Annotated in this window: 16 protein-coding genes and 4 pseudogenes; 8 read left to right on the top strand and 12 right to left on the bottom strand. The window is 68.7% G+C overall.

Annotated elements, in window-relative coordinates:
* A pseudogene (locus DIZ27_RS46300) lies at positions 1-298 on the top strand (haloalkane dehalogenase); the annotation flags it as partial.
* On the opposite strand, the gene DIZ27_RS49075 reads toward DIZ27_RS46300, so the two are convergent.
* From DIZ27_RS49075 to DIZ27_RS41045, 7 genes and pseudogenes are all read right to left on the bottom strand, one after another.
* The gene (locus DIZ27_RS49075; RefSeq protein WP_109383421.1) at positions 213-590 is read right to left on the bottom strand and encodes an IS3 family transposase; all 378 of its coding nucleotides are present in this window, start codon (positions 588-590) and stop codon (positions 213-215) included. The pseudogene DIZ27_RS46300 and the gene DIZ27_RS49075 overlap by 86 nt on opposite strands.
* A complete protein-coding gene (locus DIZ27_RS46295; RefSeq protein ID WP_181383951.1) occupies positions 538-684 on the bottom strand; it encodes a hypothetical protein in 147 nt (48 codons plus the stop codon). The genes DIZ27_RS49075 and DIZ27_RS46295 overlap by 53 nt, the downstream gene beginning before the upstream one ends.
* Positions 681-983: a transposase gene (locus DIZ27_RS41065; protein WP_181383949.1), complete on the bottom strand. Its 303-nt coding sequence runs from the start codon at positions 981-983 to the stop codon at positions 681-683. Before DIZ27_RS41065 ends, DIZ27_RS46295 begins: the two co-directional genes overlap by 4 nt.
* A 1,313-nt stretch (positions 984-2,296) precedes the next feature.
* Positions 2,297-3,005, bottom strand: a pseudogene (locus DIZ27_RS41060) (DUF2637 domain-containing protein); the annotation flags it as partial.
* Between the two features lie 239 nt (positions 3,006-3,244).
* The gene (locus DIZ27_RS45370) at positions 3,245-3,442 is read right to left on the bottom strand and encodes a ParA family protein (RefSeq protein ID WP_146229091.1); all 198 of its coding nucleotides are present in this window, start codon (positions 3,440-3,442) and stop codon (positions 3,245-3,247) included.
* 119 nt (positions 3,443-3,561) lie between these two features.
* A complete protein-coding gene (locus DIZ27_RS41050; RefSeq protein ID WP_146229090.1) occupies positions 3,562-4,269 on the bottom strand; it encodes a DUF6415 family natural product biosynthesis protein in 708 nt (235 codons plus the stop codon).
* Between the two features lie 158 nt (positions 4,270-4,427).
* On the bottom strand, positions 4,428-5,642 hold the full coding sequence (locus tag DIZ27_RS41045; protein ID WP_109383417.1) for a helix-turn-helix domain-containing protein: 1,215 nt from the start codon (positions 5,640-5,642) through the stop codon (positions 4,428-4,430).
* 128 nt (positions 5,643-5,770) lie between these two features.
* Here DIZ27_RS41045 and DIZ27_RS41040 point away from each other — a divergent pair, with 128 nt between their 5' ends.
* The 3 genes and pseudogenes from DIZ27_RS41040 (at position 5,771) to DIZ27_RS41030 (ending at position 7,664) form a co-directional block, all read left to right on the top strand.
* Positions 5,771-6,448, top strand: a complete 678-nt coding sequence (locus DIZ27_RS41040) for an HAD family hydrolase (protein WP_109383416.1) — start codon at positions 5,771-5,773, stop codon at positions 6,446-6,448.
* A gap of 7 nt (positions 6,449-6,455) precedes the next feature.
* Positions 6,456-6,638, top strand: a pseudogene (locus tag DIZ27_RS48055) (IS6 family transposase); the annotation flags it as partial.
* Positions 6,639-7,091: 453 nt separating this feature from the next.
* Positions 7,092-7,664: a dihydrofolate reductase family protein gene (locus tag DIZ27_RS41030; RefSeq protein ID WP_109383415.1), complete on the top strand. Its 573-nt coding sequence runs from the start codon at positions 7,092-7,094 to the stop codon at positions 7,662-7,664.
* 336 nt (positions 7,665-8,000) lie between these two features.
* On the opposite strand, the gene DIZ27_RS41025 is transcribed toward DIZ27_RS41030, so the two are convergent.
* On the bottom strand, positions 8,001-8,405 hold the full coding sequence (locus DIZ27_RS41025) for a hypothetical protein (RefSeq protein ID WP_109383414.1): 405 nt from the start codon (positions 8,403-8,405) through the stop codon (positions 8,001-8,003).
* A 355-nt stretch (positions 8,406-8,760) separates the two neighbouring features.
* Between DIZ27_RS41025 and DIZ27_RS41020 the strand changes: the two genes are divergently transcribed.
* Positions 8,761-9,027, top strand: coding sequence for a hypothetical protein (locus DIZ27_RS41020; protein ID WP_258308822.1), 267 nt, complete (start codon positions 8,761-8,763; stop codon positions 9,025-9,027).
* A gap of 18 nt (positions 9,028-9,045) precedes the next feature.
* Complete coding sequence (locus DIZ27_RS41015; RefSeq protein WP_258308821.1) at positions 9,046-9,282, top strand: hypothetical protein; 237 nt, start codon at positions 9,046-9,048, stop codon at positions 9,280-9,282.
* Here DIZ27_RS41015 and DIZ27_RS48050 read toward each other — a convergent pair.
* Positions 9,254-9,532, bottom strand: coding sequence for a winged helix-turn-helix domain-containing protein (locus tag DIZ27_RS48050; RefSeq protein ID WP_258308823.1), 279 nt, complete (start codon positions 9,530-9,532; stop codon positions 9,254-9,256). The genes DIZ27_RS41015 and DIZ27_RS48050 overlap by 29 nt on opposite strands.
* 435 nt (positions 9,533-9,967) lie before the next feature.
* Entirely contained in the window at positions 9,968-11,623 is a 1,656-nt protein-coding gene (locus tag DIZ27_RS41005; RefSeq protein ID WP_109383424.1) for an amidohydrolase, read from the bottom strand.
* Positions 11,624-12,040: 417 nt separating this feature from the next.
* Here DIZ27_RS41005 and DIZ27_RS41000 point away from each other — a divergent pair.
* A pseudogene (locus DIZ27_RS41000) lies at positions 12,041-12,229 on the top strand (IS256 family transposase); the annotation flags it as partial.
* A 250-nt stretch (positions 12,230-12,479) separates the two neighbouring features.
* On the opposite strand, the gene DIZ27_RS40990 reads toward DIZ27_RS41000, so the two are convergent.
* Entirely contained in the window at positions 12,480-13,076 is a 597-nt protein-coding gene (locus tag DIZ27_RS40990) for a TIGR03086 family metal-binding protein (RefSeq protein WP_181383948.1), read from the bottom strand.
* Between the two features lie 46 nt (positions 13,077-13,122).
* Here DIZ27_RS40990 and DIZ27_RS40985 point away from each other — a divergent pair, with 46 nt between their 5' ends.
* Complete coding sequence (locus DIZ27_RS40985) at positions 13,123-13,983, top strand: AraC family transcriptional regulator (RefSeq protein WP_109383422.1); 861 nt, start codon at positions 13,123-13,125, stop codon at positions 13,981-13,983.
* Between the two features lie 100 nt (positions 13,984-14,083).
* On the opposite strand, the gene DIZ27_RS40980 is transcribed toward DIZ27_RS40985, so the two are convergent.
* Positions 14,084-14,989 carry a phosphotransferase gene (locus tag DIZ27_RS40980; protein WP_109383411.1) on the bottom strand — a complete coding sequence of 302 codons (906 nt, stop codon included), beginning with the start codon at positions 14,987-14,989 and terminating at the stop codon, positions 14,084-14,086.
* Positions 14,990-15,012: the final 23 nt, after the last annotated feature.

Here is a 15,012-nt window from a genome sequence, read left to right as displayed (position 1 = left end):
CCCGACCCCCGAGTCCCGGATGCCGACCCTGGTGTGGCCCCGCGAACTGCCCATCGACGGCAGCCCGGCGGACGTGGTGGAGATCGTCGAGTCCTTCGGCGCCTGGCTCGCCCAGAGCCCGGTGCCGAAGCTGCTGGTGGTCGGCGACCCCGGCGTCGTGCTGCGGGGCAGCGCCCTGGAGTTCGCCCGCAGCTGGCCGAACCAGCGCGAGGTCACCGTGCGCGGCAGCCACTTCGTCCAGGAGGACTCGCCCCACGAGATCGGCACCGCCCTGCGCGCCTTCCTCCTCGACCTCTGAGCTTGTTGTCAAGCAGCTCGCGCAGACAGGTGTGGGTGCCCCCGACAGCGAAGCAGGCACAGTCGGGGGTCGTGGTGCGGTGTCGTCGTCTGCGGTGCTGGCCGGCGAGTCCGGCGGCCCGCATCAGCTGGGCGATGCGTCTGCGGCCGCAGGCCGTGCCCTCGCGCTGCAGGACGGCGTGGATGCGTGGGGCCCGTAGGTGCCTCGGGACCGGGCGTGGACGGCGGTGATCTGCTCGGTCAGCTCCGCGTCCTGCACGGCCCGGGGGCCGACGGCGCCGGTGGGCGGGCATAGAAGGCGGCACGGGAGACCTTCAGCAGTTCACAGGCGCGTTTGACGCTGTGGCCTGCCTGCTTCTCCGCCTCGATGAACGGGTGCACGTTCACCGGGTCTCCTTGGCGAAGAAAGCCCGCTTGAGGATCTCCACGTCCTCGCGCAGGCGGCGGTTCTCCCGCCGCAGTTGGGTCAGTTCCTCGCGTTCGCTGCTGGTCAGGCCGTCGCGCTCGCCGGCGTCGACCTCGGCCTGCTTGACCCGGTCGCGCACCGCGGTCTCGGTCAGGTCGAAGTCCTTGGCGACCTGGCCGACCGAGCGGTCACCGCGTCGGCACAGCTCGACGATCTCGGCCTTGAACTCCGGCGTGAACGAGCGGCGAGGACGCGGCTTCTTCTTCCCCATGCTCTCCATGGTGGACATCCTTCCGGGGACTCAGCCCCCTGATCTCGGATGTCCGTCAAAGCGGATCAAGCCCATTTTTGCCGATTGCGCAGACTGGTGGGCCTGATGGGACGCCCGATGCTCAGCCAGTGCGCGGTCGCGGGCTTACTGCTGCGCGTCGGCGTGGTGGAGGGTGAGAGCCTGCCAGCGCCTCTCGAATTCGTCGGCGTTCTCGGTGATGTAGTCGGTAGTCACAGGCTTGTTGTACTGGGCGGTGATTCCTCGAGCTGCGCATTGCTGCGCAACAGTGTCCGCCGCGGGTTCCTCGCTGCGCATCCGGTACTCGACCCAAACGTTGTAGACCCGGGAGGGCAGGAAGTAGCGGCGCAGGGTTGACGGGCTGACCGGCCTTCCGCCGCGGCCGTGCATGCCCTTCTCGGCAAGGTAGGCGGACAGTTGCTCGGCTGTCGGTTCGTCACCGTGCTCGGTCTGGTACTCCATCCACGCCAGGTGGTAGCGGTCGACCGTGGTGAGGACAATGCGCTCCACCGTTGCGGCTTCCGGTCCTGGCGGCGGGTCGTCGATGGCGGCGTTCACACGGGCGCTGCGCTTCTCCTTGGCGGCCTGCGCAGCCGCAGCGGCAGACGTCGTCTCGGGTTCCTCCTGTGCGAGAGGCTCGTCTGCGGCCTGTTCGGCGGGATCGGTCGCTGACTCCTCGGCTGCCGGTCCGCTGCTGCTGGACTGGCGCTCCTGGAAGCTCTTGACGAAGTCGGCCAGGTCGTCGCCGGTAATGGGCTGGCCGCCGTCGCCGGTGATGGTGTCCCGCTCGTAGACGAATGCCGCGAGGGTAGCGGCATCAGGGTAGGTGCCGCGCTCCTGCGCGTAGGTGAGCCAGGCACTGTAAAAGTAGTCGTACCACTGGTCGGTCGGTTCGCCAGTCGGCTCCGCTTCGCCGGAGGCGACTGGCTCCCCAGTGTGCGCCGCGTAGCGCTCCTGGAGGACCTGGAGGAGGGGCTGCAACTGGTGCTCGGAGAGCGGGTTTCCTGCCGCCGTGGTGATGCCGTACGCGTCGCGGAGCCAGAGGGCCCATTGCGTGGCGGTCGGCTTGACCTGGAACTGCGCGAGGAACGCCTGGTAGGCCCCAGCGAACCGGTCGGCGTCATCCTCGGCGAAGTTCTCCAGTTCACGGGGCCGCTCGGCCACTGCGGCCGGAGCCTGCTCCGGCCCCGCCTCCGTGATCGCTAGTTCCGCTGTCTCCGGCTCATGGTCTGGTGTGGCCCTGAGCGCGGAGTCTTCGGGCTGGGCGGCGGGAGCGTGGACCCGCTCGACGGTGAAGATGATCGGCGGTTCGTCGATGCCGGCGGCAGCGAGACCGGCAGGCGCGGTTTCCGCGAGTGGTACGCCGTAACGGGCAAGCCGCAGAGGCATCAGTGCTTCGACGGGGGCCTTGCGCCGCCATGCGCGGCCGAAGCGGGAGCGGAGGCTGGCCTGGTAGACAAGCCGCTCCTGCTCCAGCTTGATGACCTGGTCGTAGGAGCGAAGCTCCCACAGCTTCATGCGGCGCCACAGCAGGAACGTGGGCCCAGGCGAGAGGAGCCAGCGAGTGAGACGGACACCCTCCATGTGCTTGTCGGCCGTGATGTCCGCGATCCGGCCGATCGCGTGCCGGGCCGCCTCGACCGCGACGACGAACAGGATCGGGATCACCGAGTGCATGCCCACGCCCAGTGGATCCGGCCAGGCCGCCGCGCCGTTGAAGGCGATCGTGGCCGCCGTGAGCAGCCAGGCCGTCTGACGCAGGAGGGGGAACGGGATACGGATCCAGGTGAGGAGCAGGTCAAGGGCGAGCAAGACGCAGATGCCGGCGTCGATACCGATGGGGAACACGTAGGAGAAGTTCCCGAAGCCCTTCTGGAGGGCGAGTTCCCGGACGGCCGCGTACGATCCCGCGAACCCGATGCCGGCGATGATGACGGCACCGGTCACGACTACGCCCACGAGGACCCGATGCGCTCGGGTCAGCTGGGGTATCTCGCCCTTCCCCGCAGCCACGTCCCACTCCCTATCCGAGCCTCACAACTGAGCAGCTCTCACACTCCCACGCCATGCGAGGCGTTGCGATGTTCCGGGGACGGCTTATTGCAGATCGTCAGCGAATAGTGATCGCTTGTGCACTTCGTCCGCGGTCAGTGTACGGCTGCGGGCTCGCTCTCTTTACGTCGTAAAGAGCTGGCCCTCGGAGGCAGGGGGCTCCGCGGGCCGGTCTGTGGCATCTTTACGACGTAAAGCACTCATCGGTACAGCTTCATCTGCCGACCGATCTTCGTGTATGCCTTGGCGGCTGAGGCGGTCGGGCTGTAGGGGGTTACGGGCTGGCCAGCCGTGTAGGCCTCTGGAACCTTCACGTCGTCGCGGACGGTCTCCAGGACTATGTCGCCGTAGGCTTCCCGGAGTTGCTTCTCCATGTCCAGCTTCTTGGATTCGAGCACGACCCACAGATTCCGGTTGGGTTCCGACTTGGAGCCAGTGCGGCTGCGGCCGGAGGAACCGTGCAGGTATGGGTGCACATCCGCCGCTGAGGCCTGCGGCGCGTGGTTCAGCGGCACCGTCACTGCTGGACCACGCCGACTTCGGGGGCGGACCGCTCCTGCGCCACCGTGGGCATGGGGGTTTCCGCATGGCGGCACAGGGTCTCGACCGAGCGTGCCAAGGCCTGTGCGTGCTTGATCTCGCTGATGAAGGTGAGGTCGGGGACCGCGTCCAGGCGCCTTCGGGCTTCGCCTACGGTCGCCTGAGCGACCAGGCGTGGCTCTGCGGTGCGGGCGAGAGACCGCATCCGGTCTTCGGCGTGGGGGACCAGGACCATGAGGTGACCGCGTAACCGCTGGACGAGCTGTGGCAGGACCGTGCTTTCCGGGAGTTCGGCATCGTCACCGATGAGTTGTGCGGCGTCGGCGCGCATCGCGGCGGTGTCGATCCGAATAGGAGGGTGGGTGTCGGGACGGTGGAGGGTCATCTCCAGCGCACGGCGGAGCGTGGCGATCGGAGTCAGGCCGCACGAGGGCGACAGCAGCCAGTAGGGGCCGGGAGGAGCTTCGCGGTAACCCGGCGGGAGCACCACGTGGGTGGTGCATTCGGTGCTGTTCAGGGCCGTGGTGTCGGGGACGTTCCAGTTGGCGAGGGTGCCCGCGGGGACGAAGAAGTACAGCATCGGCTCCGGCGAATGGGGATCGACGGCGACGGCGCCCGGTTGCTCGATGTGCTCGATCGCCTGGAGGCCGAGGGACCGGCACATCTTGACGACGTCCCACCTCATGCCGGTTTGTACGATCCGCATGCCGGCCGCAGTCTCAACTCGGTTGTTGAACACGGTGAGTCCTTTGTCGTCGCGGTGCTGTTCCGCAACCGTAGACCCGCTGCGGACCGTCAACCCGAACTGTGAGTTCGGGCGAACCAGCAGTTCGGGTCCGGTGGTCAGGCAAGTTCCAGCCGTTCGATGAGGCCGGAGACCTGTCGGCGGAAGACGGGCCTGATCCGCTGCTGCAGTTGGAGGATCATGTCGCGGGCGAACGGGCTGCGTACCAGGTCTTCCGGGGCGAGGTCTTCCAGATCGAGCAGGTGCACCAGGACGGCAGCGTCGTCGCGGCGCAGGGCGTGGCAGCTGGCGAGTTCCAACTGGTGCGTGAACTGCCGCTCTCGGCTGGTAAGTTGCCCGATGTTGACCTGATCGGCCAGGCGCAGCCCTTCGGCAGCGTCACCGGCGAGCATCTCGACGCTGATGGCGTGCAGGGCGACGTTGGTCGGGCCGAATACCGTCCAGGCGACGTTGCCCTCATCGACCCGCTTGGCCAGCGGGTCGGCGCGCTCGGCCAGGCGCCGGCGGGCGTCCGCCCAGCGGCGCCGCCGTGCGTCGGAGACGACCGCCACCAGTTCCAGCGCTCCTTCCACAGCTGCCGCCTCTCGCGACGCGAGGGCCTCTCGACGTAACTGGCCAGCCGCCTGGAGCGCGATGTCCTTGGCCTCTTCCACCGCGCCCGGGTCGGTGTGGGAGAGCAGTACATGGCCCATGTTCCAGGTGCCGACGGCGATGCGGATGGGATCGTCGGCGTCCTCTGCGGCCCGGATGGCGCGGTCGGCGACCATGAGTGACAGGTCGAGGCGTCCCGTTCTGCGGCAGTACGAGCGCAGCAACCCGTACAGGTCGGCGGCCACCCGCAGGATCTCGCGCCGTGGGGCGGGGTCACCCCCGCTGCGGTGGGCGCGTACGGCGTGCTCGACGTCCGTGATCAGCGCGGGCAGGACGTCGGCGATCTCGGTGAAGCGGTTCTTGGAGGACTGCCAGGTCCGCCACGCGCTTTCCACCCGTTCACGCAGCTGGGCCGGACCGAGGACGGTGGCGCTTGCGGGTGTCGCGTAGCTCATGAGCGCGCGGGCGATGGCGGGTGCGGTGCTCACCGGCGTTGCCGGTTCGTCGACCGGCGCCTCGGTGAACAGGGCGGCGACCGGCACGCCGAGCTCGGCGGCCAGCCGGGCCAGCACGTCGGCCGACGGCACCTTGCTGCTGGCCTCGATCATCTCCAGGTAGCGCTCGGTGATGCCGCACAGCCCGGCGACCGCGGTGATAGTCCGGCCATCCCGGCGCCGGTAGTACCGCACGTTGCGGCCGATCGGCAGTTGCGAAGCCGGCACCGTCGACCCCCTTCTCCGCGCGGTCCTCGTACCGTCAGCGTAGAACCGAAAGCACGAGTGCGTGCATGCTCCGCACACGTTCGTGTGACCGTTGTGACCCTGTAGCAGTGGGAAGTTGGGGAGGGCACATGGCGAGGCTGGTCCTGTGGGACATCGACCACACGCTGATCGACACCCGCGGCGTGGGACGCGAACTGTCCGCCTTTGCCTTCGAGCAGACGCTCGGTCAGCCCATGCAGCAGCAGGCCAGGATCGACGGCATCACGGAGCCGGTCATTTTCCGCGAGACCGCCAAACTCCACGGGCTGACCACGGACCGAGCCGACTTTGAGCGCTTCGCCCACGCACTGACCGACGGGCATCTACACCGAGCTGCCGACCTGCGGGAACGCGGTCATGCCCTGCCCGGCGCGGCCACTGCTCTGGACGCCCTGGACGCCGTCGGCGTGCGGCAGACTGCGGTAACGGGCAACATCCGGCCCGTTGCCGAGATCAAGCTCTCCGTCTTCGGCCTCGACCGGCACATCGTGTGGGACATCGGCGCCTACGGCGAGGACCACGATGTACGCGCCGAACTAGTCCGCCTCAGCTTGCAGCGCGCCAGTACGGCGGCCGCGGCCGCCGTACTGATCGGCGACACCCCAGCCGACGTCGAAGGCGCGCACACCAACGGTGTTCGGGTGATTGCAGTCGCCTCGGGGCGCAGCGACGAGGCGGCGCTCCGGGACGCTGGTGCGGAAACTGTGCTCTCCGACCTTCACGACACCGAACTTCTCGTCAAACTCATACGCGGCGACGATCAATGAGGCTGCCCGCCAGCCCGCTGTCATGGGCTTCCGTAGCGTCGGCGGAGCCCAGCGGTTCCTGGCCGCGTTCAGCGGCATCTCACCCCACTTCCGGCCCCGCCGCCACCTGATGAGCGCGCACGGTTACCGCGCCGAGACGACCCCCCGCTTCGCGATCTGGGACCAGCTCACCGGCGCCGCCGGCCCACCACGGCCTGAACAGGACCGGACCGCAAGCCCACCACCCCCCGACGCGCCATCAGACACTCACACGCCCAACAACGTGACAGCGCCGTTCTTGCGGCGGTGCGCGTATGGCGGCGTCTGTGAGGTGGCGGTCCCACGCGGCGTGCGATCGGAGCGCGGGACCGCCGAGCCCTGCCGTCCTGTCGGGCCGGGCAAGGGGGAACGTACGGGCACCGGGCAGGAGCGCGCATGCCAGGTGGGGCAGGTGGGTGACGGGGTGGTCGCGCTCGGCGTGCCAACGTGGCTTCCCGAGGTGATCCAGATGGCCAGGACGCCGGGAGGGGCGGGCAACGGCCGATGAGTTTCTCCGTGATCCGCAGTCAGAGGTCATGGTGGTGCGCTGCAGCCGCGAGTGTGGTCGAAGCGTGCACTGACCGAACCTGCCCAGAATCAGACACGAGATACCGAGGAACCTTAGATGCGTACTCTGATCAGCACCGCCTTCGTCTCGCTCGACGGCGTCGTGGAGGCCCCGGGCGGCGAGCCCGGTTACCGGAACTCGGGGTGGACCTTCAAGGACGTCGAGTTCCTCCCCGAGGCATTCGACATCAAGGGCCGGGAGCAGAAGGAAGCCACCGCGATGCTGATGGGCCGGGTCAGCTACCAGGCGTTCAGCCCGGTGTGGCCGGACATGGAAGATTTCGCCGACTACAAGGTGATGCCGAAGTACGTCGTCTCCACCACCCTCACCGAGGACGACCTGGTGTCGAACTGGGGCGAGACCACGCTCCTGCGCTCGCTCGACGAGGTCGCCGCCTTGAAGGAGACCGAGGGCGGCCCGATCATCGTCCACGGCAGCGCCGCCCTGAACCAGGCCCTCTCGGATGCCGGCCTGATCGACCGTTACCACCTGCTCGTCTTCCCGCTCCTGCTCGGCGCGGGCAAGCGTCTGTTCAGCGCCACGGACAAGGACACCCAGAAGCTGAAGCTGGTCGAGCACGAAGTCTACGCCAACGGCCTGCAGAAGAACGTCTTCGACGTCGTCCGCTGACAAGGCTCCCGCGCTCGCCGTTCGGTCCCGCCCCCGGACGTGGCATCCCGTGGGAAGGACCTGCCCGGCGGACGTGGGATCACTGCGCGGAGCGGGAGAGGCTGCTGTCCAGCGGGCAGCTACCAGATCGCGAAGGCCCGAGGGGATGGCGCCGGGCCGGGCGGCGGCATCGCGCCGCTCCCGGACTCCGGGGAGCGGTCCGAGTTTCGGGCGGACGGGAGGCATCAGGTCACGGAGTCTGAGGACGAGTCCGGGGGTGGCGAGGGCGTCGACGATCCCCGCGATCCGCGGGTGCTTCAGCGCGTTGTGGTCCATGGGAGCCGCCCTTCGCCGTGATCAGTGGTCGTTGTCGAAGGCGGCGGACCTTTTGCAGTACGAGGGGCGCTGCCCGGTCTTGATGACGCAGATCCGCAGCCGGCAGGAGCGCCGCTCGGCGCGGTGGTGTCCGTCCGCGGCACCGACGGTGGTGCACTTGGTGTCGTTGTAGCTGGCGGTCACGCGGCAGACGTGCGCGCCGGCGGCGGTCTGCACGTCCACCAGGGCACGGTAGCCGCCGGTGTTGACGTCGCACACCTTCAGCTGGGCCCCCTGCTCACGGAAGGTCGCGGCGGCGCCGTTGCCGTGCGGGCCGCCGCTGTACCACCAGGTGGTCGCTGCCGAGGCGGTGCCGGCGCCGGACGTCAGCAGAGCGCCCAGGGCCGCGGCGGGTACGGCTGCGCGGGCCGTGCGCGTCGACTTCATCCAGATCCTCCTGAGCGGCGGGGGCGCGGTTCCTCTGGGCGGGGTGCCGGAAGCTCCGAGGCAACCAGGTCCGCTGGGGTGGCCGACGCCTCGGGGCGGTCCGCTTCCCGCCGGCTGCGTCGGCGTCATGCCCGGCGTTCGCGCGGCGGAATCTTCGTCCGGATCGGCCGTAGGGGCGGCGGAGCCCACTGGGGCCTCCCGGCTCGTCCGCGCGCGGATCTTGTCGACGGCGTCATGCCCGCCGGGGGTTGCGCCGGGTGCTCGTGCCGGTTGTCTCCCACCCGGGGAGGCCGGGCGGCTACCCTGAGGGGGACAGCAGCGGCACGTGCCGACGACCTTCGAGGCGGTTGTGATCATGGGTAGCGACGACTGGACCCCGGACTCCATCGCCCATGCTCTGCCGGACGCCGGCATGCGCATGGAGTTCCTGCGGCAGCTGAACACCACGCCGCTTTCCGGGCTCGCGGTGCTCGGCGAGAAGTGGGTCAAGGTCATCAAGGACCTCGAGGGCGCCGTCGAACGCGGTCATGCGCTGCACGCCTACCAGCAGGAGCACAGCGGGCAGCTGCCCGAGGAGTATTCCGACGTCACCGACCTGATCATGGAGAGCCGGGCCGCCTGAACCATGTACCGGCTCTATATGGACTCCGCCCTCCACGTCGCATATCTGGATCTTCCGGACAAGGCCCGCGCCCGGGTCGCGCAGTTCCTGCTCGACTCGGTCAACGATCCTCGGGCGGCCACCTCCCCGTACGGGGACGTTGATGACGGGCTGATGCGGTTGTGGGCCGCGGGCGACCTCGCCGTGGTGCTCCTGATCGGGGACCAGACGCGGACCATCACGGTCCTCAGCGTCGCCTACGCCGGACTGGACTAGCGCCCGGCGCACGGAGCCGTCTCATCCGTCGGTGGCCGGATCCCGTCAGGACCTGCGCCTCTATCTCGTGGTGAGCGAGATTGTCACGCCCCTGTGGCCCGCGGGGAGCCGCACAGCGGGCACCGGCAGGGATCGCCCGCCGCGTGGCCTGCTGCCACGACCAGCCGTGCCGCTTCAGCAGCAGCCAGGTGCCCTCGACTGTGTACGAGACGCGAAACAGCCGACCGATCACCGTCTTGTTCCTCGCCAGGGTCCACCTCCTAATGAGGTTGTCAAGGCAGCAACTCTCTTACGGTTGCGATGTGTTGCGTGCTACGCCGGGTACCGCTGTGGCAGCGGTACAGGTCAGGCGCACGAGTTCGACGCCCATGCCGGGTCGCGGGGCCTGAATAACGTTGGCGTCTGTCATTGCTCCGCTCAGCCGGTGCTCGGTCATCACGCGTCCACGGCGTGGCGGCTCGCCCAGGCGGGGTTAGAGGTAGGGCGCTGCGGGCGCACGACGCGGACACAATCGAGGCCCTCGCCGACCCGAGGCCCGGAAGCTGGTGCGGACGGCGAGACGGCTGGCGGCGAAGGCCAGGAGCAGGATGTCGGTACGCGGCGGGACGCCGATGAGGTGGTGCGGGGCCGGCCGACTTTTCGTCGGCACTCCCCGCACCGCTGCTCAGCTCTCGGGCACGGCCTCCTATTTCTGGGGCGCGAGGTCCGGGCCCAGGGAGGAGAACTTCTCCTGGGAGACGACCCGCTGGGGCGGCCAGGTGATGTTCTTCGGGGGCCACTTCTGGCCGGTTCTCTTCAGGAACCACTCCGGGGGCTCGTACATCGGCGGCTCGTACCCGTCGGGTAGTGCCGTCTTCCACTGCACCCCGCGCGTACGCTCCTTGAACTCGTCCTTGATCGCCTTGAGCCGGTCGGGCTGGGTGACGAGGTCGACGGCGGTGGCCGCCAGATAGCGCGCGGCCGCGAGCACTGCGGCCTGGCCGGGGGCGGCGGCGGCACAGGCCGCGGTGGACCAGGTGTGCATCTTGGTGCCGATGGGGGCGAGCGCCGCGCCCATCGAGACGGTCGGCACGTTCCAGCTGATGTCGGCGACGTCCGTGGAACCGCCGCCCAGGAAGACCGGGTTGGGTGGAGTGAGGTCGCCTATCGCGTCGTGCATGCCCTTCTGCGGCAGCCCCAGGGACGCCTGGAGGTCCTTGGCGAGCTTGTGCGCCTCGTCGGTGAACTGGGGCGGCCCGATCTGCCGCATGTTCTCGTGCAGCAGCTCCGCGAACGACTTGGAGGGCAGCTGGTTCCAGCAGGCGGAGGTGATGCGGTGGCGCACGCTGGTCTGGCTGGCCTTGGCCGCGGCCTCGGAGACCGCGATGACCTTGTCCAGGAGCACCTGCACGCGCGCGGGGCTGCCCTCGCGGACGTAGTAGGAGATCTCGGCTATCTCGGGGGTGACGTTGGGGATGTCGCCGCCGTTGTTGATCACCCAGTGGAGCCGTCCCGAGGGGGCCAGGTTCTCCTCGCGTAGGAACTCCGACATGGTTGCCATCATCACGGCCGCGTCCAGCGCGCTCTTGTTGCCGAGCGGGGTGCCGCCATGGCCCGCGACGCCGAGGAAGGTGAAGGTGACGGCGGTCATCGCGGTGGTGGAGCCCCACCCGGTGGCGTTGGCGGTCGACGGGTGCCAGTCGAGGAAGGCGTCCAGGCCGTCGTACACGCCCTTGCTGACGGCGTAGGTCTTGCCGATCAGCGCCTCCTCGGCCGTCGAGCCGAAGAACTTCACGGTCACCGGGAGCTTGTGCTTCTTCGCCGCCTGCGCGACGGCGGCCGCCGCGGAGGCCGCGGCCGTGCCGAGCGCGCTGTGCCCGCAGCCGTGACCGGGGCCATAGCCGGGCGCGAAGGGGTCGTGGATGTACTCGCGCGGGTCGTGGTGGCCGACGCCCTTGTTCTGCGAGAGGCCGGGCAGCGCGTCGTACTCGCCGCTGAAGCCGAGCACCGGTCCGCCGCTGCCGGAGGTGAAGGTCGCGGTGAACGCGGTCGGGAAGCCCGCGGTGCCGAACTCGACGCGGAATCCGGCCTTCTCCAGGAATGCCGCCTCGGCGAGCGAGGACTTCCACTCGCGCAGCGAGAGTTCGGAGTTCTCCCAGATTTCGGAGTTGAGCCCGGTGACTCGGTCGGCGTTGGCGGTGATCCAGGCGAGCGCGGACGCCTTGGCGGGGCTGTCCTGGGTGAGACCCGTGGGGGCGCGGTAGCCGGCGGCCGGACTGTCGTCCGCGGCGGCTGCCATCGCGGGGTCGGCCTCCGCGGTCATCGCGGCGGCGGTCACGCCGGCGGCTCCGAGGAGCTGCATGATGCGCCGTCTGCTGAGCGTGGGGCCGCTGGTGGTCAGAGGTTCGTGCTCGTGCTCATGCTGATCGTGCAGGTCACACACATGGGCCTCCGGGGGTGAGGTTAGGTGTAAGCGGCAAGCGAGCAGCAACAGTGGCCCCAGAACTTTACTTCGTCAACATCCTGGGCAGACAAAGTTGTTACTCAGAGGGCATGAACGACCGCGTGGGGCTGTGGGATGGGAGCGCACAGCAGCCGAGAACGGTGAGCAGCGAGCGGGCCGGCGTCGACCTGCTACGCGGGACGAAAGACCTCGTCATGGCCCGGGCTGTGGGCGAGGAGCTACTGATGTTGCAGGCGTGGTGTCGTCAGGGTGAGTCCGGTGCCAGCAAGGCATTCATCGCTGAGGTCGGGCCGGTGCTGGACCTGGCACAGTCCCCTCCGTACGAAGGTGACCCAGGGCACCGACAGCGCGGCCGCCGCCCTGGCCATGGCCTTCAAGCTCATCGAGTCCGCCCAGCAGCGGTGGCGGGCCGTCAACGCGCCCCACCTCGTTGCCCTCGTCCGCGCCGGAGCCCGCTTCGAAGGCGGGCACCTGGCCGAACGCAGCGAAGAGATCGTCGTATGAACCAGCCGCCCACCAATGCGGCGTCGCTTCCTGCGCCCGGCAAGGTGATCGTCCTCACCGGCCCGCGCGGCGCGGGAAAGAGCACAGTGGCGCGTTTGCTGGCCGACCGGCTGTCGCCCAGCGTCCACTTGCTCTCCACCCGCTCCATGTGTGTACAGCGCCTGGGGGCGGTTCTCCAGATCCGCACCACCAAAGCTCCGATCCCTGGGCACCTGGGACGGCACCGGGCCACACGTGCGTTCACATGCGGTCAGGCTCGGCGTTTCCACGACGGGTCGCGGCCCGCCAGTCCCAGAGCGCGGTCAAACAGCGGCGCAGTCGCAGGCACGCTGACTTCGGGGCCGAACGCCCCGTACTGCCTAGCCATCTCGGCCTTGCCGGCGATGTCCTCGTACAGCGCCGCCGCGAGTTCCTCGTCCACGTTCAGCTTCTGCCCGGTCGCCACCGCCAGGTCCCAGCCGTGCAGCAGCCACTCGCCCAGCACGATCCCACCGGCGAAGCGGGCCGGCATCCGCCTGCTCCCGATCAGTGCCGTCTCGCCGACCCACGCCCGCGGATCGCTCCAGACGGCAGCTGTCGCCGCCGACCGGGCGGCATACGCCTCGGCCCAATCCGGCTCCGCGGTGAAGTCATGTCCCTCCGCCACCTCATCCGGCCGGGCCTGTGGAGGCTGCTTCAGTCCCGCGGCGTGCCCCCGCACGCTGGTCCAGAAGATCAGGTGATTCAGGAGTGCCTCGACCTTCAGCTCCGGGCACGGTGTGCTTCCGCCGAACGCGTCCGGCCCGATCCCGCGCACGATGCCCACCGCCGCTTCCGAGGCCCGGGCCATCACAGATCTCGTCTCCATGCCATCCCTTCCCCACTTGCCGTCAGGCATAGTAGACAGGACGACGATGACGGGTATTGAACAAAAGCGACAGCGGGCCATCCTCGACCCGCACACCGCAGCGGAGCGGTTCCGGCTCGACCACGAGCCGACTCCGGCAGATCTGACCCCATTCGTGGACGGTTACTGGATCCTCCACTGGGACCTGGCCGAACCACACCGGCAGCAAGTCCTCACCCACCCGGTGGTCCACCTCACCTTCACCACCGGCGGTCAGGCCCAGATCACGGGCATCGTCAGCGACACGTTCACCCGAGAGATCTCTGGCACTGGCCGGGTACTTGGCCTGCGATTCCGGCCCGGCGGCTTCCGCCCGTTCCTCACTGCCCCGGTGTCCACCCTTACCGACCGAGTCCTGGACATCGAAGAGATCTTCGGCCCGGCGGCACGGGCAGCAGCAGACGCCATCATCGCCGAACCCTGCGTGCCCACTGCGCTCGAACTGGCAGCCGCGCTCGTGCGTGGCCGCCGGCCCACTCCTGATCCTGCCATCGACAAGGCCGCCAGGCTGGTCGAAACGATCAGCGCCGACCCTTCTGTCCTACGGGTGTCCCAGCTCGCCGCGATCGCCGACATGAGCGCGCGCCAGCTGCAGCGAACGTTCGCCGAGTACGTCGGCATCGGACCCAAGTGGGTGATCCGGCGAGCCCGCATTCAGGAAGCCGCCGCACGCGCGGCCATGGACCCGCAGGACTGGTCTGCTCTCGCCGCCGAACTCGGCTACGCCGATCAAGCACACTTCACCCGCGACTTCACCGCATGCATAGGCACCTCCCCTGCGCAGTACGCAAGTTCGGCGCGACGCCGGAACGACTCAAGCCGACGCAGCATGAGTAATTTCAACCGATCCACAAGTCTTGACAATTAGCCTGCCCTCGGGGAGGTGGCAGGGCTTCATGCAGGTAGTGACGAAAGACATCAGGCAGAGGGCAGGACACCGGAAGAGCGGCCCGCACGTACTGCCGGCGTCAGAGGATGTTCCACCTGAGGGACTGGTCGTGGCGGCGAAGCCCGTCTACCCGTTGCTGGACCTCTTCCAAGCTGCTTGGAGCATGGTGGACCTTACGCGCGTTCGTCGTGATCATGCGCAGCTCGCGGATCGACGCCAGGGTGCCGTAGCCGGACCACCGTGTGACATCCCAGCCGTACGCGTCGGCGAAGGCCCCGTAGTGCTGTTTTCCGTGACCGAATCGCCTGCAGTGGACCTCTACGGTGATCAGGTCCCATTCCGGCTGTCCGATCGCCACCGTGTCCCAGTCGCACAGTACGGCTGCGCCGTCGCCCACGTGCAGGGCATTGCGGTGCTGCGGGTCTCCTTGGATCACTCCCTCCGGGAGTTCGAACTCCACGGCGTTGAGGTCGGACTCGAGTTGTGCGGCGTGCTCGCTCAAGAAGGACAGCGCCTCGGAGGACAGGCAAGTGATCGCGGCGAGAGACCGGCGGATCGCCGCGATGTTGTCGTGGGTGGGTAGGGATACGGGTGGAGTCGGCAGCGTGTGGAGTGCGTACAGCGGCTTGGCGAGCTGGGCTGCGGCAACGGGTTGAGCCGGCTGGGGCAGGTACTGCCAGAAGGTGATGGCGTGCTGGTCGATGATGACGGGCTGGTCGACGGGATGCAGGGGAACGGTGGGGAAGCCGGCACCCATGAGCCAGCGGACGAACTGGACCGTGCGTGCCACGTCGTCGGTCCGTGACCCACGGCGGGCGATTTTGACGACGACCTGCTCCTTCTTGAGGAGTATGACCGCGTTGGTGTGCCCACGGAGCAGGCGAGCGTCGGAGGAGTCGAGGCCGACGGCCGCGCATCCTCGCTCCAGAACCTGGTACATCTCGAACTCGTCGTACCCGCCGGGGGCCGGCGCAGCTTGTGTCATGGGGTCCAGGCTCGCCGACGTGT

The organism is Streptomyces sp. NWU339, assembly GCF_003143855.1.
GTDB lineage: Bacteria > Actinomycetota > Actinomycetes > Streptomycetales > Streptomycetaceae > Streptomyces.
Note: the sequence above shows the minus strand (reverse complement) of the source record. Positions and strands in the feature narration are given on the sequence as shown.